Genomic DNA, 15944 nt, shown 5'->3' with positions numbered 1-15944 from the left:
TAGAAGTGATCGGACGCCTGAAGGGCTCCCTGGCGGAGAAGCAGCCGCCGCACCTGATTCTCGACGTGGGCGGCATCGGCTACGAAGTGGAAGTGCCGATGACCACCCTCTATCGCCTGCCGGCGGTGGGCCAGCCGGTGACCCTGCACACCCATCTGGTGGTGCGCGAGGACGCCCACCTGCTCTACGGCTTCTTCGAAAAGCGCGAGCGCGAGCTGTTTCGCGAACTGATCCGGCTCAATGGCGTCGGTCCCAAGCTGGCCCTGGCGCTGATGTCCGGTCTGGAGGTGGACGAGCTGGTGCGCTGCGTGCAGGCCCAGGACACCGGGGTCCTGGTGAGGATTCCCGGCGTCGGCAAGAAGACCGCCGAGCGCCTGCTGGTGGAGCTCAAGGATCGCTTCAAGGCCTGGGAGAGCATGCCGTCCATCGCCCCGCTGGTGGTGGAACCTCGCGCCGGCGTGGCAGTCTCAAGCGCGGAGAGCGATGCCCTCAGCGCATTGATCGCCCTCGGCTTCAAGCCGCAGGAGGCCAGCAAGGCCGTGGCGGCGATCAAGGAAGAGGGGCTGTCCAGCGAAGAGATGATCCGCCGCGCCCTGAAAGGAATGGTGTAACCCGTGATAGAAGCCGATCGCCTGATCACCGCCAGCAGCCGCGACCGCGACGAGCAGCTGGACCGCGCCATCCGCCCGCTGGCGCTGGCCGAGTACATCGGCCAGCCGGTGGTGCGCGAGCAGATGGAGCTGTTCATCCAGGCCGCCAAGAACCGCCAGGAGGCGCTGGACCATACGCTGATCTTCGGTCCGCCCGGCCTGGGCAAGACCACCCTGGCCAATATCATCGCCCAGGAGATGGGCGTGTCGATCAAGAGCACCTCCGGCCCCGTGCTGGAGCGTCCGGGCGACCTGGCCGCGCTGCTGACCAACCTGGAGGCCGGCGACGTGCTGTTCGTCGACGAGATCCATCGCCTCTCGCCCGTCGTGGAGGAGGTGTTGTACCCGGCCATGGAGGACTTCCAGCTCGACATCATGATCGGCGAGGGGCCGGCCGCGCGTTCGATCAAGCTCGACCTGCCACCCTTCACCCTGGTCGGCGCCACCACCCGTGCCGGCATGCTGACCAACCCGCTGCGCGACCGCTTCGGCATCGTCCAGCGCCTGGAGTTCTACTCCAGCGAGGATCTGGCCACCATAGTCACGCGCTCGGCCGGCATTCTCGGTCTGCACATCGATGCGCAGGGCGCTTTCGAGATCGCCCGCCGCGCCCGTGGCACGCCGCGCATCGCCAACCGCCTGCTACGCCGTGTGCGCGACTTCGCCGAGGTGCGCGCCGGCGGTCAGATCAGCCGCGCCATCGCCGATCAGGCGCTGAACATGCTGGACGTCGACGAGCGTGGCTTCGACCACCAGGACCGGCGTCTACTGCTGGCCATGATCGACAAGTTCGACGGCGGCCCGGTAGGCGTCGACAACCTGGCCGCGGCCATCGGCGAGGAGCGCGGCACCATCGAGGACGTGCTCGAGCCCTACCTGATCCAGCAGGGCTATATCATGCGCACGCCGCGCGGACGGGTGGTGACCCGGCACGCCTACCTGCATTTCGGTCTCAACCTGCCCAAGCGGCTGGCCGAGGCGCCCACCGCGGACCTGTTCGACGGCAGCGACGAGTAACAAAAAATAGTTGTCGCCCCCGATTGGCAACCCAGAGAGCTGGCACTAGAGTATGCGCGCACAAAACGAGGCTCAGCCTTTCGTCCTCCGTAGCCGGGTCTACTACGAAGACACCGACGCCGGTGGCATCGTCTACTACGTCAATTACCTCAAGTTCATGGAGCGGGCTCGTACCGAGCGCTTGCGGCACCTGGGTTTTGCCCAGTCGCAACTGGTCGACGAGAACCTGCTGTTCGTCGTGCACTCCGCCGAGGCGCGCTATCACGCGCCGGCCCGGCTGGACGACGAACTATTTATCACGGCCGAGGTGGTCGAGTTGAACCGTGCCAGCCTGCGCTTTCGTCAACAGGTACGACGGGCGACGGACGAGACGCTGCTCTGCGAGGGGCAGTTCCTGGTGGCCTGCGTGCGTGCCGACAATTTGAAACCCCGTGCCATTCCCGAAGCGCTGCGCCAGGCCTTCGCCGGCGCGGTTCCCGTTCCCGTAGGAGAGTAAGCGTGGAAGCAGCCAACGCCGCAGTTGACCATATGTCGATGTGGAGCCTGATCAGCAACGCCAGTCTGGTGGTGCAGCTGGTCATGCTGATCCTGGTGGCCGCCTCGGTCACCTCCTGGATCATGATCTTCCAGCGCAGCACCATGCTGCGCGCCGCCAAGAAGTCCCTCGAAGTATTCGAGGAGCGTTTCTGGTCCGGCATCGACCTGTCCAAACTGTACCGCCAGGCCGGCAGCAATCCGGACCCGGACTGCGGCGTCGAGCAGATCTTCCGCGCCGGTTTCAAGGAATTCTCGCGCCTGCGCCAGCAGTCGGGCGTCGATCCGGACGCGGTGATGGACGGCGTGGCCCGGGCCATGCGCGTGGCCATCTCGCGCGAGGAGGAGAAGCTGGAGACCGCCCTGCCGTTTCTCGCCACCGTCGGTTCCACCAGCCCCTACATCGGCCTGTTCGGCACCGTGTGGGGCATCATGAACTCCTTCCGTGGCCTGGCCCAGGTGCAGCAGGCCACCCTGGCCACCGTGGCCCCGGGCATCGCCGAGGCGCTGATCGCCACGGCCATCGGCCTGTTCGCCGCGATTCCGGCGGTGATCGCCTACAACCGCTTCTCCGCCCGCGGCGAGATGCTGGTGGGCCGCTACTACACCTTCGCCGATGAGTTCCAGGCGATCCTGCACCGCAAGGTCCACACCTCGGACGACTAAAGGCGCAGCCCATGGCCAGAATTCGCAACAGACGCAAACCGGTCGCCGAGATGAACGTCGTACCCTATATCGACGTGATGCTGGTGCTGCTGGTGATCTTCATGGTGACCGCGCCGATGCTCAATCAGGGCGTCAAGGTCGACCTGCCCAAGGTCTCCAGCGAGGTGCTGCCGCAGGACAATAACGCCCGCGTGCTGACCATCTCGATCAAGGCCGACAAGACCTACTACTGGAACATGGGCGAGGAAGTCGACCCGGACCAGAGCAAGGCCAGCGAGACCGCCATCGAGCTGCCCGCGCTGGTGCAGACGGTCGGCGCGATCATGAACCAGAACGCCAGCCAGGGTAAGAAGGTGCAGGTCTTCGTGCGCGGCGACAAGGCGGTCGACTACGGCTCGGTCATGGCCGTGATGGGCGGCCTGCAGCAGGCCGGCGTGGGCAATGTCGGGCTGATCACCGAGGCGCCCTGATGCAGCAGCAGAGCGTTCGCTCCTCCTCGGAAAGCTACTTCTGGCCCACGGTCTGGGCCGTGGCGCTGCATGCCCTGCTGTTCGCCATGCTGTTCGTCAGCTTCCAGTTCGCCCCCGAGCTGCCGCCGGCGCGGCCGATAGTGCAAGCTACCCTGTACCAGTTGAAGTCGCAGAGCCAGGCCACCACCCAGACCAACCAGAAGATTGCCGGCGAGGCCGAAAAAACTAAGGCGCGCCAGTACGAGGTGGAGCAGCTCGAGACCAAGAAGCAGGAGCAGCAGAAACAGCAGGCCGCAGAGGAACAAAAGAAGGTCGAGGCGGCCAAACAGGCCGAGGCCAAGAAGAAGGCCGAGGCGCAGAAGAAGGCCGCGGAACAGAAGAAGCAGGCCGAAATCGCCAAGAAGAAGGCCGAGGACGAGAAGAAGAAAGCCGCCGAGGAGGCCAAGAAGAAGGCCTACGAGGCGCAGAAGAAAAAGGCCGAGGAAGAGCGCAAGAAAAAGGCCGCCGCCGAAGCCGCCAAGAAGAAGGCCGCGCAGGAGGCCGCGCGCAAGGCCGCCGAGGACAAGAAGGCGCAGGCCCTGGCCGAGCTGCTGGGCGACACCACCGAACGTCAGCAGGCGGTGGCCGATACCCAGGGCGACCAGGTGGCCGGTAGTCTCGACGACCTGATTATCAAACTGGTCAGCGAGCAGTGGCAGCGCCCGCCGTCCGCACGCAATGGTATGAGCGTCGAGGTGCTGATCCAAATGCTGCCCGATGGCACCATAGTCAACGCCTCGGTCACCCGTTCCAGCGGCGATGCGCCGTTCGACAACTCGGCGGTGGCGGCGGTGAAGAACGTCGTTCGCATTCCGGAAATGCAACAACTGGATAGTGCAACTTTCAACGCCATGTACCGTCAGCGGCGAATGATTTTCAAACCGGAGGATTTGTCTCTGTGAATACCTTGATGCGTATTGTCCTGCTGGGCCTGAGCCTGCTGGTCGGCTCGGTGCAGGCAGCGGATCCGCTGGTGGTCACCACCGGCTCCGACCGCGCCATCCCCATCGCCGTGGTGCCTTTTGGCTGGCAGGGTGGCACCGTGCTGCCCGAGGACCTGGCCACGGTGATCGGCAACGATCTGCGCAACTCCGGCATGTACGAGCCGATTGCCCGGCAGAACATGATCAGCCTGCCGACCTCGGCGGCCGAGATCATCTATCGCGACTGGCAGGCCCTGGGCGCCCAGTACGTGATGGTCGGCAGCATAGTGCCGAACGGCGCGCGCCTGCAGGTGCAGTTCGCCCTGTTCAACGTGGCGACCCAGCAGCAGGTGGTGGCCGGCACCGTCGGCGGTACCACCGACCAGCTGCGCGACATGGCCCACCATATCGCCGATCAGGCCTTCGAGAAGCTCACCGGCATCAAGGGCGCCTTCTCCACCAAGATGCTCTATGTCACCGCCGAGCGTTTTGGCGTCAACAACACCCGCTACACCCTGCAGCGCTCCGACTACGACGGCGCCCGTGGCGTGACCCTGCTGCAGTCGCGCGAGCCGATCCTGTCGCCGCGTTACGCGCCGGATGGCCGTCGCATCGCCTATGTGTCCTTCGAGCAGCGCCGCCCGCGCATCTTCCTGCAGCACATCGATACCGGTCGCCGCGAGCAGCTGACCAACTTCGAGGGCCTCAACGGCGCGCCGGCCTTCTCGCCGGACGGCAATCGCCTGGCCTTCGTGCTGTCCAAGGATGGCAACCCGGAAATCTATGTGATGGACCTGGGTAGCCGGCAGATTCAGCGCGTGACCAATTCGCCGGCGATCGAGACCGAGCCGTTCTGGGGCAAGGACGGGCAGACTCTGTACTTCACCAGCGACCGCGCCGGCAAGCCGCAGATCTACAAGCAGGCCATCTTCGGTGGCGCGGCCCAGCGGGTGACCTTCACCGGCAACTACAATGCCAACCCGAAGCTGTCGGCCGACGAGAAGACCCTGGTGATGATCCATCGCCAGGATGGCTTCACCAACTTCAAGGTGGCCGCCCAGGACCTGGTGACCAGCCGTTTGCGCATCCTCTCCGAGACCAGTCTGGATGACTCGCCCACTGTTGCGCCCAATGGCACCATGCTAATCTACGCCACCCGCCAGCAGGGCCGGGGAGTCTTGATGCTCGTGTCCACCAATGGGCGCGTTAGGCTCCCAATTCCTACCGCTCAAGGCGATGTCCGAGAGCCTTCGTGGTCCCCATACCTGAACTGATGCGGTAATCAGAACCAACACTTTTTCAAACCAACCCTGGGATCATTAGGAGTCCATTATGGATATGCTGAAATTTGGCAAATTTGCCGCTCTGAGCCTGGCTCTGGCCGTGGCTGTCGGCTGTTCTTCCAAGGGCGGCGACGCCTCCGGCGAAGGCGCTGTCGACCCGAACGCCGGTTACAACGCTGGCGGCAGCGGCGTTGACGGTGCCCTGAGCGAAGAAGCCGCTCTGCGCGCCATCACCACCTTCTACTTCGAGTACGACAGCTCCGACCTGAAGCCGGAAGCCATGCGCGCTCTGGACGTACACGCCAAGGACCTGAAAGGCAACGGCGCTCGCGTCGTTCTGGAAGGCCACACCGACGAGCGCGGTACCCGCGAGTACAACATGGCTCTGGGTGAGCGTCGCGCCAAGGCCGTTCAGCGCTACCTGGTGCTGCAGGGCGTTTCCCCGGCCCAGCTGGAGCTGGTGTCCTACGGTGAAGAGCGTCCGGTTGCCGTCAGCAGCGACGAGTCCTCCTGGGCTCAGAACCGCCGCGTCGAACTGCGCAAGTAATTCGCCATGCGTAAGTGCCCTCGTATCCTGACCTCTCTGCTTCTGGCCCTGCCGCTCGCGGCACAGGCCGAGGTTCCCGTGGTGGATGGCAGCGCCGGCTACGGCAGCAGCTATCCGCCGGTCGGTTACGGTACGAGCGGCGCCTACGCCGGGGCCGGGGCGCAAGCCCCGGTCTCGGCGCAGGGCGAGCTGTTCATCCAGCTGCAGCAGATGCAGCAGGAAATCGCCCAACTGCGAGGCATGCTCGAGGAGCAACAACACGAGATCGCCCGCCTCAAGCAAGAGAGCCAGGCACGCTACCAGGATCTCGACAGCCGCCTGCAAGGCGGTGCCGCCGGTGCCCAGCAGGCGCCCGCACAGAATCCCCCGGCCGACGGCGCGATCGACGCCGCCGGCGCACCCGTCGCCCCGGTCCAGCAGGCTCCGGCGGCCAGCAACGAGCCGGCCGATCCGGCCAAGGAAAAGCTCTACTACGATGCCGCCTTCGACCTGATCAAGGCCAAGGACTTCGCCAAGGCCGGCCAGGCCTTCGAGGGCTTCCTGCGCAAGTTCCCGCAGAGCCAGTACGCCGGCAACGCCCAGTACTGGCTGGGCGAAGTCAACCTGGCCAATGGCGACCTGCAGGGCGCCGGCAAGGCCTTCGCCCAGGTCGCCGCCAGCTATCCGACCCACGCCAAGGTGCCGGATTCGCTGTTCAAGCTGGCCGACGTCGAGCAACGCCTGGGCAACACCGAGCGCGCCAAGGGCATCCTCCGCCAACTGCTCGCCCAGTATCCGGGCAGTTCGGCCGCCCAGTTGGCGCAGCGCGATCTGCAGCGCCTGCCCTGAGCCGCCGAGTGAGCCAAGAACCCGCGCCTGTCGCGGGTTTTTTATGTCCGGGCCACCTGCTTGCTGCCCGTTGGTCGTCGTCTGAGGCAGGTCGGCAGCGTCTCGCGGCGTTTTTTCGTTTAGAATCGCGGCCCCGATTCAACCGCAACGGAGGCGGATGGCCTGTTTAGCCGTCACGCCCGGTGCCCTATGCAAGCTAACCTGCGCATTACCGAGATTTTCTACTCGTTGCAGGGCGAGACCAACACCAGTGGCCTGCCCACCGTGTTCGTCCGCCTCACCGGCTGCCCGCTGCGCTGCCAGTACTGCGACACCGCCTACGCTTTCAGCGGCGGCGAGATCATGAGCCTGGACGCCATCCTCGAACGGGTGGCCGGCTACAACCCGCGCTATGTCTGCGTCACCGGCGGCGAGCCGCTGGCCCAGCCCAACTGCATCCCGCTGCTCGAGCGCCTGTGCGACGCCGGCTACCGGGTATCCCTGGAGACCAGCGGGGCCATGGACATCGCGCCCACCGACAGGCGCGTCAGCCGGGTGCTCGACCTGAAGACCCCGGATTCCGGCGAGATGGCGCGCAACCTCTACGGCAACCTGAATGAGCTGACCGCCAATGACCAGGTCAAGTTCGTCATCTGCTCGCGCACGGACTACGACTGGGCGGTGAGCAAGCTGATCGAATACCGCCTGGAGCAGCGCGCCGGCGAGGTGCTGTTCTCGCCCAGCCACAAGCAGGTGGATGCCCGCGCGCTGGCCGACTGGATAGTCGCCGACAACCTGCCGGTGCGCTTCCAGCTGCAGCTGCACAAGATTCTCTGGAACGACGAACCCGGCCACTGAGGGGGAGCACCGATATGACCGACAAGAAAGCCGTGGTACTGCTCTCCGGTGGGCTGGACTCCGCCACCGTGCTGGCCCAGGCCAAGGCGGCGGGCTTCGCCTGCTACAGCATGAGCTTCGACTATGGCCAGCGCCATCGCGCCGAGCTGCAGGCGGCCGAGCGGGTGGCGCGGCAGCTGGGCGCGGTCGAGCACAAGGTGATCGGCCTCAACCTCAACGGCATCGGTGGCTCGGCCCTGACCGACAGTAGCATCGCCGTGCCCGAAGGCCCGACCGAAGGCATCCCGGTCACCTACGTGCCGGCGCGCAACACCGTGTTCCTGTCCCTGGCGCTGGGCTGGGCCGAGGTGCTGGGCGCGCACGATATCTTCATCGGGGTCAACGCGGTGGACTATTCCGGTTACCCGGACTGCCGTCCCGAGTTCGTCGCCGCCTTCGAGCGCATGGCCAACCTGGCCACCCGCGAGGGCGTGGAGGGCGAGGGCTTTCGCATCCAGGCGCCGCTGCAGGAGCTGAGCAAGGCGCAGATCGTGCAGATCGGCGTGCGCCATGGCGTGGACTACGCGCTGACCGTGTCCTGCTACCAGGCCGACGACGATGGCCGCGCCTGCGGTAAGTGCGACAGCTGCCGCCTGCGCGCCGCCGGCTTCGCCGCTGCGGGCATCGCGGACCCGACCCGCTACCGCTGAATTTTTTTCGAGGAGTGTTGATTTTCTGAATCAAATCAGTATCATGCGCTCCGCGTTGGGTCGTTAGCTCAGTCGGTAGAGCAGTTGGCTTTTAACCAATTGGTCGTAGGTTCGAATCCTACACGACCCACCATATCGCCAAAGCCAGTCGTCAGACTGGCTTTTTTTATGCCCGGGCGAAAGCGCCCGGCAGGGCGCGCAGGGGGCGGTGGTATACTGGCCGCACCCGCGTATCAGCTTCTCAGGTTGATGACATGACCCAGATTTCCGAACGCCTGCTGGTCCAGGCCCACCTCGCCGCCAAGCAGCCCAAGGCCCTCACCGCCGAGGAAGAGGCCTTCTACCGCAGCGAGATCGCCGCCGAGCTGAAGAAGCAGAACGCCGTGCTGGTGGCCCACTACTACTGCGACCCGGTGATCCAGGCGCTGGCCGAGGAAACCGGCGGCTGCGTGTCCGACTCCCTGGAGATGGCCCGCTTCGGCAACCAGCACGCGGCGCAGACGGTGGTGGTGGCCGGGGTCAAGTTCATGGGCGAGACGGCGAAGATCCTCAACCCGGAGAAGCGCGTGCTGATGCCGACCCTGGACGCCACCTGCTCGCTCGACCTGGGCTGCCCGGTGGATGAGTTCTCGGCCTTCTGCGACCAGCACCCGGACCGCACCGTGGTGGTGTATGCCAACACCTCGGCGGCGGTGAAGGCGCGTGCCGACTGGGTGGTGACCTCCAGCTGCGCGTTGGAGATAGTCGAGAGCCTGATGGACAACGGCGAGAAGATCCTCTGGGCGCCGGACCAGCACCTGGGCCGCTACATCCAGCGCGAGACCGGCGCCGACATGCTGCTGTGGGACGGCGCCTGCATCGTCCACGAGGAGTTCAAGGCCAAGCAGCTGGAAGACATGAAGGCGCTCTATCCGGAGGCGGCCGTGCTGGTCCATCCGGAATCGCCGGAGGCGGTGATCGAACTGGCCGACGCGGTGGGCTCCACCAGCCAGCTGATCAAGGCGGCGCAGACCCTGCCGAACAAGGCCTTCATCGTCGCCACCGACCGCGGCATCTTCTACAAGATGCAGCAGCTGTGCCCGGACAAGCAGTTCATCGAGGCGCCCACCGCCGGTAACGGCGCCGCCTGCCGCAGCTGCGCGCACTGCCCGTGGATGGCCATGAACACCCTGCAGCGCACCCTGCAGTGCCTGCGCGAGGGCAGCAACGAGATACTGGTCGAGCCGGCGCTGATCCCGCGCGCGGTCAGGCCGCTCAAGCGCATGCTCGACTTCACCCAGGCCGCGCGCCTGAAACTGGCCGGCAACGCCTGACGGGCGAGTTGCTCCGGCCGCGCTCGCTCAGTCCTGCGCCGGCGCCAGGCGCTCGCTCAGCCAGGTGCAGAAGTTCTGCGTCAGCGCATCTTTCTCGCTGTCGCGGTGCACCAGCCAGCTCCATTTCGGGCCGCGCACCCGCTGCTCGCTCAGCGGGCGCAGCAGGCCCTGGGCGCGGGCGGCTCCGGCCAGCAGCTCGCTGACCAAGGCGATGCCCAGGCCGCCGCTGGCGGCGTCCAGCAACAGGCCGGGGTCGGAGAAGTTCAGGCCCTGGCTGTGCTGGCCGACATCCTCGCCACCCTGCACCTGCCAGTGACTCCAGTCCATTTCCCGCTCGCCGTGCAGGGTGGTGCGCTCGCGCGCCGGCAGCTGCAGCAGGCGCGGGTGGCAGGCTGGATAGAGGCGATCTTCCAGTAACACGCGAAAGCTGCATTCGGCCTGGGCGGTCAGGTCATCCCGTACCGCCACGTCGATGGTCTGGCTGGCCATGTCCGGCACCTCGTCGCTGGTGAACAGCCACAGGTCCACCTGCGGATGACGGGCGTGGAAGTCGCCCAGGCGCGGCACCAGCCAGTGGCGGGCGAAGGCCGGCGTGCTGTTGACCACCAGCTGGTTGGGCTTGCGGTATTGCTCCAGGCGGCGGATGCCCACGGCCAGTTGCTGCAGCAGGGCCTGGGTGGTGCTGAGCAGGTCGAAGCCGGCATCGGTCAGCGCCACGCTGCGCCCGGAGCGAAAGAACAGCGGTTGTTCGAGGAAGCTCTCCAGGCTGCGGATCTGCTGGCTGATCGCCGACTGAGTGAGGTGCAGCTCCTCGGCCGCCTTGTGGAAGCTGCCCAGGCGGGCGGCGGCTTCGAAGCCGCGCAGGGCGTTCAGCGGGGGCCAGTGCTTGAGCATGATCGATAAGCTCATCTAATCAGAATTGCGCAAAATCTATCGTTTGTTGCGGCATTTTTACAGGCCTAGCATGCAAGTCATCACCGCATTCGCGGTTTTCAGTGATAACAAAGACTTAACTGAAAGGCTCTTGTATGCAACAGAACGCAGTCGCTCCAAACGCTTGGTTCATGCCCGCCGAATGGGTTCCGCACGCCGCCACCTGGATGGTCTGGCCGCATAATCGGCCGCTGTGGGAGTCCGGCTGGGGCGTGACCCTGGCTGAGGTGCAGGTGGATTTCGCCCGCGTGGCCAACGCCATCGCCCGCTTCGAGCCGGTGAAGATGGTGGTCGACCCCGGCGCCGTGGCGCGAGCCCGCGAGCTGTGCGGCGCGGGTGTCGAGCTGATCGAGCTGGCGGTGGACGACAGCTGGTGTCGCGACTCCGGGCCGAGCTTCGTCTGCCACCCGCAGCTGGGCCTGGCCGGGGTCAGCTGGCGCTTCAACGCCTGGGGCGGCAAGTCCGCGCACGGCCTCGACGAGGGCCTGGCGCGGCGCATCCTCAACGGCCTTGGCCTGGAGTGCTTCGGCACCCCGCTCGCCAACGAAGGCGGCGCCATCCATGTGGACGGCGAGGGCACCCTGATCACCACCGAGTCGGTGCTGCTCAACCCCAACCGCAACCCGGGCATGAGCAAGGCCGAGATGGAGGAAATCTTCGCCCGCCTGCTGGGCGTGAAGAAGACCATCTGGCTGCCGGGCGATCCGGACCATGTCACCGGCGATATGACCGACGGCCACGTCGATGGCGTATGCGCCTTCGCCAAGCCTGGCGCGTTGCTGGTCGATGCCACCCATGACCAGTCTTCGGTCTATGCCGAGGTGGTGCGCGAGAACCGCCGCGCCCTGGAGCTGGCCAGCGATGCCAAGGGCCGCCAGTTCGAGCTGCTCGAACTGTACGAGGCCAGCGAGGCGGTGGACAGCGAGGCCGAGGTGTTCTGCGCCTCCTACACCAACTTCTACATCTGCAACGGCGCCATCATCATGCCGGCCTACGGCATCGCCGCCGACCAGGTGGCGGCGGACACCCTGCGCATGGCCTTCCCCGGCCGCGAAGTGGTGCCGGTGCGCATCAACCAGCTGGCCCACGGCGGCGGCGGGGTGCACTGCATCACCCAGCAGCAGCCGCTGTGGTCGCTGAAGGGGTGAGGTCATGAGCAGACTGACCGTCGCCACCACCCAGTTCGCCTGCGGCTGGAATCTGCAGGACAACCTCGAGCGTGCCGAGCAGCTGGTGCGCGAGGCCGCCGCCCGCGGCGCGCGCCTGATCCTGCTGCAGGAGCTGTTCGCCACGCCGTACTTCTGCATCGAGCAGGACCACAAACACCTGGCCCTGGCCGAGGAGTACGTCGCAAGCCCGCTGCTCAAGCGCTTCGCCGCCCTGGCCGGCGAGCTGGGCGTGGTGCTGCCGCTGAGCTGGTTCGAGAAGGCCGGCAACGCCTACTTCAACTCCCTGGCGGTGGCCGACGCCGACGGCCGCCTGCTCGGCGTCTATCGCAAGACCCATATCCCCAATGCCATCGGCTACCAGGAGAAGGAGTACTTCAGCCCCGGCGATACCGGCTTCAGGGTCTGGGACACCGCCGTCGGCCGCATCGGCGTCGGCATCTGCTGGGACCAGTGGTTCCCCGAGACCGCGCGCTGCCTGGCCCTGCAGGGTGCCGAGGTGCTGCTCTATCCGACCGCCATCGGCTCCGAGCCCGGCGCTGCGGCGCTGGATTCGCGCGACCACTGGCAGCTGACCCAACGCGGCCACGCTGCCGCCAACCTGGTGCCGGTGATCGCCGCCAACCGCGTCGGTCGCGAGGTGGCGAGCAGCGATCCGGGCCTGCAGATGAGCTTCTACGGCTCGTCCTTCATCAGCGACCACAAGGGCAAGCTGCTCGCCGAGGCCGACCGCGACAGCAGCGGCGTGTTGGTGCGCGAGCTGGATTTGGCCGCCATGCGCGAGGAGCGCCTGACCTGGGGCATCTACCGCGATCGCCGCCCGGAGATGTACGGAGCGCTGCTGGGCCTGGATGGCCGCCACCTGCACAGCCACTGGAACCCTCGGGGAGTCTGACCATGAACAAGAAGAAGACCTTGCTGTTCGCCGCCCTGGCGCTGGGCTGCGCCCAGGCCGCGGCCGGCGAAGACAAGACCCTGCGCCTGTACAACTGGGCCGACTACTTCGCCGAAGACACCCTGGCCCGCTTCACCGAGGAGACAGGGATCAAGGTGATCTACGACGTCATGGACGGCAGCGAGACGCTGGAGGCCAAGATGATGGCCGGCAACAGCGGCTACGACCTGATCTTCCCCGGCGACACCGTGGCCGAGCGGCTGATGCGTGCCGGAGCGCTGCAGAAGCTCGACCCGAACAAGCTGCAGCACCTGGGCGATATCGAGCCCGGCCTGCGCACCTTGCAGACCCAGTATCCCTATTCGCGCCACGCCACCGTGCCCTATACCTGGGGCAGCATCGGCATCACCTACAACGCCGAGGCGATCGGCAAGCGCATGCAAGGCGCGCCGGTGAACAGCCTGGACCTGCTGTTCAAGCCGGAGAACGCGGCCCGGTTCGCCGACTGCGGCATCTCCATGATCGACTCGCCCGACGAGGTCATGGCCGTGGTGCTCAACTACCTCGGCCGCTCGCCGCGCAGCGCCGCGCCCGAGGATCTGAAGGCCGCCAGCGAGCTGTTGCTGGCGATCAAGCCCTACATTCGCAAGTTCCAGTCGCAGCCGGTCACCGATCTGGTCAATGGCAACCTGTGTCTGTCGCTCGGTTACAGCGGCGATTTCACCCAGGCCCAGCGCGCCGCCAGCGATGCCGGCAAGCCGGCGAACTTCCGCTTCCACATCCCGCGCGAGGGCACCACGGTGTGGATGGACACCATGGCCATCCCGGTGGATGCCAAGCATCCGGAGCATGCCTACGCCTTCATCAACTTCGTCATGCGGCCGCAGAACATGGCGGCGATCAGTAACTTCACCGGCTACCCGACCTCCAGCGCCAAGGCGCGGCCGATGGTCGACGCCGACATGCGCAACAACCCGGATATCTATGTCGACGAGGCCACCTACGCGCGGCTGATCCCCGGCAAGGACATCCCCCAGCGCGACATGCGCGCACGCATGCGCGCCTGGACCCGTTTCAAGACCGCCAGTCACTGAGCAGGAGGGACCACGATGTCTACACGCCGCGATTTCATGAAACACCTGACCCTGGCCGCCGGTCTCGGCGCCGTCACTTCTCTCGGCCTGGGCGTCGGCGCGCCGCGCGCGCGGGCGGCCCTGGCCGGCAACTGGTACATGCCCGACGAGCACGCTGCGCAGGAGCGGATGATCCTCGCGTTCGCCGCCTCCACGGCGATCTGGCGCGACTGGGCCACACCGGTCAACGACTGCATCGCCCTGCTGGCCAGGACCATCGCCCAGTACCAGCCGGTGACCGTACTGTGCCGCGCCAACCAGCTAAGTCAGGCCCGGCAGAAGTGCGGCACGCGCAATATCACTTTTCTGACCATGCCGCTGGATGACGTCTGGGTGCGCGACTACGGCGGCTGCTTCGTGGTCGACGGCCAGGGCGGGAGTGGCCTGGTCGACTTCAACTTCAACGGTTGGGGCAACAAGCAGGCGCATGCCCGCGACACCCTGGTGGCCGACACCCTGAGCTATGAGCTGGACGCCAGCTATATCGCCAGCCCGCTGGTGGGCGAGGGCGGCGGCATCGAGGTGGACGGCCACGGCACGGCGATCATCACCGAGAGCTGCTGGGTCAACGGCAACCGCAACCCGGGCATGAGCCGCGCGCAGATCGAGGCCGAGCTGAAGGCCAATCTCGGCCTGCGCAAGATCATCTGGCTGCCCGGAATCAAGGGCAAGGACATCACCGACGCCCACGTCGACTTCTACGCGCGCTTCGTCAGGCCGGGCGTGGTCATCGCCAACCTGGATAACGACCCCCAGTCCTACGACCATGCCGTGACCCGCACCCACCTGCAGATCCTGCAGAACGCCACCGACGCCGACGGCCGCAGGCTGGAGGTGCATACCCTGCCGCCGCCCCTCAAGCTTCGCAACAACGTCTACACCCGCAACAACCCGGACTTCGCCCCCGGCTACATCAACTACCTGCCGATCAACGGCGCGGTGATCGCCCCGCAGTTCGGCGACGCGGCGGCGGACAAGTACTGCAAGGACCTGCTCGCCAAACTCTATCCGGGGCGTAGCGTGGTGCAGGTCAATATCGACCCGATCGCCGCCGGCGGGGGCGGCATCCATTGCGTGAGCAAGCACATGCCGCGCGTGTGATCCGGCCGGTTGCGAGATTGGCCTCATCAAATGGCGCGGTTGGTGGATTGTCGCTACGCTCCGAATCCACCCTACGGAAGGTGTTGGCTTGGGAGTAGGGTGTACTCGCCGCAGGCAGTACACCAACCAGGCACCTGCAGCCCCAGCGGCCTGTTTGGTGGATTGTCGCTACGCTCCGAATCCACCCTACGGGCGGTGTCGACCTGCGCGTAGGGTGTACTCGCCGCAGGCAGTACACCAAACCACCACGACTTCAAGAAGGGCGCTAGGCTGATGGGCCACCTCTCTCGTCAAGGATGACGATTAATGCCGCAATACCGCCGCCTCTGGTGCCCCGGTGGTACCTACTTCGTTACTCATACGCTGCGTCGGCGCCAGGGCAACGATCTGCTGGTGCGGCATGTCGAGTTGCTGCGCACGGCCGTACACACCGTGCGTGCTGCTCATCCGTTTCACATTCATGGCTGGGTGGTGTTGCCCGATCATCTGCACTGCGTGATCGAACTGCCGGATGCAGACTCGAATTTCGCGCTGCGCTGGCGCCTGATCAAGCTGATCTTCTCCCGTGGCCTACCACCCGTGGAGCAACGCTCTGCGCTCAATCGCAGCAGAGGCGAGCACGGCATCTGGCAGCGGCGCTATTGGGAACATCTGATCCGTGACGAAGTCGACCTGCGCGCGCACTTGGACTATCTCCACTTCAATCCGGTCAAGCATGGGCTGGTCGAACGAGTCGAGGATTGGCCCTATTCGACCTTTCAGCGGGCGGTGCGGGATGGCGTCTATCCGGTCGATTGGGGTGGCGGGCTCGGTCCATCGACTATCGCCTACGACGATTGAGTCGCCTGGTTGGTGAAAGCCATCGGGTTGGTGGATTGTCGCTGCGCGCCGAATCCACCCTACGGCACGGTGTTGATCTG

Annotated in this window: 18 protein-coding genes and 1 tRNA gene; 18 read left to right on the top strand and 1 reads right to left on the bottom strand. The window is 65.9% G+C overall.

Annotation, left to right across the window (positions count from 1 at the left end; translation table 11 throughout):
- Window positions 1-5: 5 nt before the first annotated feature.
- The 13 genes from ruvA to nadA all read left to right on the top strand — a co-directional run bounded on the left by ruvA (window position 6) and on the right by nadA (window position 9796).
- Window positions 6-611: a Holliday junction branch migration protein RuvA gene (ruvA, locus tag AAFN46_RS12240; RefSeq protein ID WP_347808968.1), complete on the top strand. Its 606-nt coding sequence runs from the start codon at window positions 6-8 to the stop codon at window positions 609-611.
- Window positions 612-614: 3 nt separating this feature from the next.
- Window positions 615-1667 carry a Holliday junction branch migration DNA helicase RuvB gene (ruvB, locus tag AAFN46_RS12235; RefSeq protein ID WP_347808967.1) on the top strand — a complete coding sequence of 351 codons (1053 nt, stop codon included), beginning with the start codon at window positions 615-617 and terminating at the stop codon, window positions 1665-1667.
- Window positions 1668-1719: 52 nt separating this feature from the next.
- On the top strand, window positions 1720-2163 hold the full coding sequence (ybgC, locus tag AAFN46_RS12230) for a tol-pal system-associated acyl-CoA thioesterase (RefSeq protein ID WP_347808966.1): 444 nt from the start codon (window positions 1720-1722) through the stop codon (window positions 2161-2163).
- Window positions 2164-2195: 32 nt separating this feature from the next.
- Window positions 2196-2867 (top strand): protein TolQ, encoded by a 672-nt coding sequence (gene tolQ / locus AAFN46_RS12225; RefSeq protein ID WP_347809024.1) that lies wholly within the window; start codon window positions 2196-2198, stop codon window positions 2865-2867.
- A gap of 11 nt (window positions 2868-2878) precedes the next feature.
- The gene (gene tolR / locus AAFN46_RS12220) at window positions 2879-3337 is read left to right on the top strand and encodes a protein TolR (RefSeq protein WP_347808965.1); all 459 of its coding nucleotides are present in this window, start codon (window positions 2879-2881) and stop codon (window positions 3335-3337) included.
- Window positions 3337-4278 carry a cell envelope integrity protein TolA gene (gene tolA / locus AAFN46_RS12215; protein WP_347808964.1) on the top strand — a complete coding sequence of 314 codons (942 nt, stop codon included), beginning with the start codon at window positions 3337-3339 and terminating at the stop codon, window positions 4276-4278. The genes tolR and tolA overlap by 1 nt, the downstream gene beginning before the upstream one ends.
- Window positions 4275-5573 carry a Tol-Pal system beta propeller repeat protein TolB gene (gene tolB, locus AAFN46_RS12210; RefSeq protein ID WP_347808963.1) on the top strand — a complete coding sequence of 433 codons (1299 nt, stop codon included), beginning with the start codon at window positions 4275-4277 and terminating at the stop codon, window positions 5571-5573. The genes tolA and tolB overlap by 4 nt, the downstream gene beginning before the upstream one ends.
- A 58-nt stretch (window positions 5574-5631) precedes the next feature.
- The gene (gene pal / locus AAFN46_RS12205; protein WP_347808962.1) at window positions 5632-6129 is read left to right on the top strand and encodes a peptidoglycan-associated lipoprotein Pal; all 498 of its coding nucleotides are present in this window, start codon (window positions 5632-5634) and stop codon (window positions 6127-6129) included.
- A 6-nt stretch (window positions 6130-6135) separates the two neighbouring features.
- Window positions 6136-6957, top strand: a complete 822-nt coding sequence (gene ybgF / locus AAFN46_RS12200) for a tol-pal system protein YbgF (protein ID WP_347808961.1) — start codon at window positions 6136-6138, stop codon at window positions 6955-6957.
- 189 nt (window positions 6958-7146) lie between these two features.
- Window positions 7147-7794: a 7-carboxy-7-deazaguanine synthase QueE gene (queE, locus tag AAFN46_RS12195; protein WP_347808960.1), complete on the top strand. Its 648-nt coding sequence runs from the start codon at window positions 7147-7149 to the stop codon at window positions 7792-7794.
- 14 nt (window positions 7795-7808) lie between these two features.
- On the top strand, window positions 7809-8483 hold the full coding sequence (gene queC, locus AAFN46_RS12190; protein WP_347808959.1) for a 7-cyano-7-deazaguanine synthase QueC: 675 nt from the start codon (window positions 7809-7811) through the stop codon (window positions 8481-8483).
- Window positions 8484-8540: 57 nt separating this feature from the next.
- A tRNA-Lys gene (locus AAFN46_RS12185) sits at window positions 8541-8616 on the top strand.
- A 121-nt stretch (window positions 8617-8737) separates the two neighbouring features.
- Window positions 8738-9796 (top strand): quinolinate synthase NadA, encoded by a 1059-nt coding sequence (gene nadA / locus AAFN46_RS12180; protein ID WP_347808958.1) that lies wholly within the window; start codon window positions 8738-8740, stop codon window positions 9794-9796.
- A gap of 27 nt (window positions 9797-9823) precedes the next feature.
- Here nadA and AAFN46_RS12175 read toward each other — a convergent pair whose 3' ends face one another.
- Window positions 9824-10690, bottom strand: coding sequence for a LysR substrate-binding domain-containing protein (locus tag AAFN46_RS12175; protein WP_347809023.1), 867 nt, complete (start codon window positions 10688-10690; stop codon window positions 9824-9826).
- Between the two features lie 134 nt (window positions 10691-10824).
- On the opposite strand from AAFN46_RS12175, the gene AAFN46_RS12170 reads away from it, so the two are divergent.
- The 5 genes from AAFN46_RS12170 to AAFN46_RS12150 all read left to right on the top strand — a co-directional run bounded on the left by AAFN46_RS12170 (window position 10825) and on the right by AAFN46_RS12150 (window position 15864).
- Window positions 10825-11877 carry an agmatine deiminase family protein gene (locus AAFN46_RS12170; protein ID WP_347808957.1) on the top strand — a complete coding sequence of 351 codons (1053 nt, stop codon included), beginning with the start codon at window positions 10825-10827 and terminating at the stop codon, window positions 11875-11877.
- Between the two features lie 4 nt (window positions 11878-11881).
- Window positions 11882-12790, top strand: coding sequence for an N-carbamoylputrescine amidase (gene aguB, locus AAFN46_RS12165; RefSeq protein WP_347808956.1), 909 nt, complete (start codon window positions 11882-11884; stop codon window positions 12788-12790).
- A 2-nt stretch (window positions 12791-12792) separates the two neighbouring features.
- Window positions 12793-13884, top strand: coding sequence for an extracellular solute-binding protein (locus AAFN46_RS12160; RefSeq protein ID WP_347808955.1), 1092 nt, complete (start codon window positions 12793-12795; stop codon window positions 13882-13884).
- Window positions 13885-13899: 15 nt separating this feature from the next.
- The gene (locus tag AAFN46_RS12155; RefSeq protein ID WP_347808954.1) at window positions 13900-15024 is read left to right on the top strand and encodes an agmatine deiminase family protein; all 1125 of its coding nucleotides are present in this window, start codon (window positions 13900-13902) and stop codon (window positions 15022-15024) included.
- Window positions 15025-15330: 306 nt separating this feature from the next.
- On the top strand, window positions 15331-15864 hold the full coding sequence (locus AAFN46_RS12150; RefSeq protein WP_347808953.1) for a transposase: 534 nt from the start codon (window positions 15331-15333) through the stop codon (window positions 15862-15864).
- Window positions 15865-15944: the final 80 nt, after the last annotated feature.

This window comes from Pseudomonas sp. CAU 1711, from assembly GCF_039888625.1.
In the GTDB taxonomy this organism is placed as follows: domain Bacteria; phylum Pseudomonadota; class Gammaproteobacteria; order Pseudomonadales; family Pseudomonadaceae; genus Aquipseudomonas.
The sequence above is the reverse complement of the archived record's forward strand: the minus strand, read 5'-3'. Positions and strand labels throughout refer to the sequence as shown.

Excerpts from the sequence above, each read along its gene's own strand:
- queC (WP_347808959.1), top strand. The coding sequence starts at position 7,809 with ATGACCGACAAGAAAGCCGTGGTACTGCTCTCCGGTGGGCTGGACTCC.
- ybgC (WP_347808966.1), top strand. The coding sequence starts at position 1,720 with ATGCGCGCACAAAACGAGGCTCAGCCTTTCGTCCTCCGTAGCCGGGTC.
- tolA (WP_347808964.1), top strand. The coding sequence starts at position 3,337 with ATGCAGCAGCAGAGCGTTCGCTCCTCCTCGGAAAGCTACTTCTGGCCC.
- AAFN46_RS12175 (WP_347809023.1), bottom strand. The coding sequence starts at position 10,690 with ATGCTCAAGCACTGGCCCCCGCTGAACGCCCTGCGCGGCTTCGAAGCC.
- ybgF (WP_347808961.1), top strand. The coding sequence starts at position 6,136 with ATGCGTAAGTGCCCTCGTATCCTGACCTCTCTGCTTCTGGCCCTGCCG.
- queE (WP_347808960.1), top strand. The coding sequence starts at position 7,147 with ATGCAAGCTAACCTGCGCATTACCGAGATTTTCTACTCGTTGCAGGGC.
- AAFN46_RS12150 (WP_347808953.1), top strand. The coding sequence starts at position 15,331 with ATGCCGCAATACCGCCGCCTCTGGTGCCCCGGTGGTACCTACTTCGTT.
- pal (WP_347808962.1), top strand. The coding sequence starts at position 5,632 with ATGGATATGCTGAAATTTGGCAAATTTGCCGCTCTGAGCCTGGCTCTG.
- aguB (WP_347808956.1), top strand. The coding sequence starts at position 11,882 with ATGAGCAGACTGACCGTCGCCACCACCCAGTTCGCCTGCGGCTGGAAT.
- AAFN46_RS12160 (WP_347808955.1), top strand. The coding sequence starts at position 12,793 with ATGAACAAGAAGAAGACCTTGCTGTTCGCCGCCCTGGCGCTGGGCTGC.
- AAFN46_RS12155 (WP_347808954.1), top strand. The coding sequence starts at position 13,900 with ATGTCTACACGCCGCGATTTCATGAAACACCTGACCCTGGCCGCCGGT.
- AAFN46_RS12170 (WP_347808957.1), top strand. The coding sequence starts at position 10,825 with ATGCAACAGAACGCAGTCGCTCCAAACGCTTGGTTCATGCCCGCCGAA.
- tolQ (WP_347809024.1), top strand. The coding sequence starts at position 2,196 with ATGTCGATGTGGAGCCTGATCAGCAACGCCAGTCTGGTGGTGCAGCTG.
- nadA (WP_347808958.1), top strand. The coding sequence starts at position 8,738 with ATGACCCAGATTTCCGAACGCCTGCTGGTCCAGGCCCACCTCGCCGCC.
- tolR (WP_347808965.1), top strand. The coding sequence starts at position 2,879 with ATGGCCAGAATTCGCAACAGACGCAAACCGGTCGCCGAGATGAACGTC.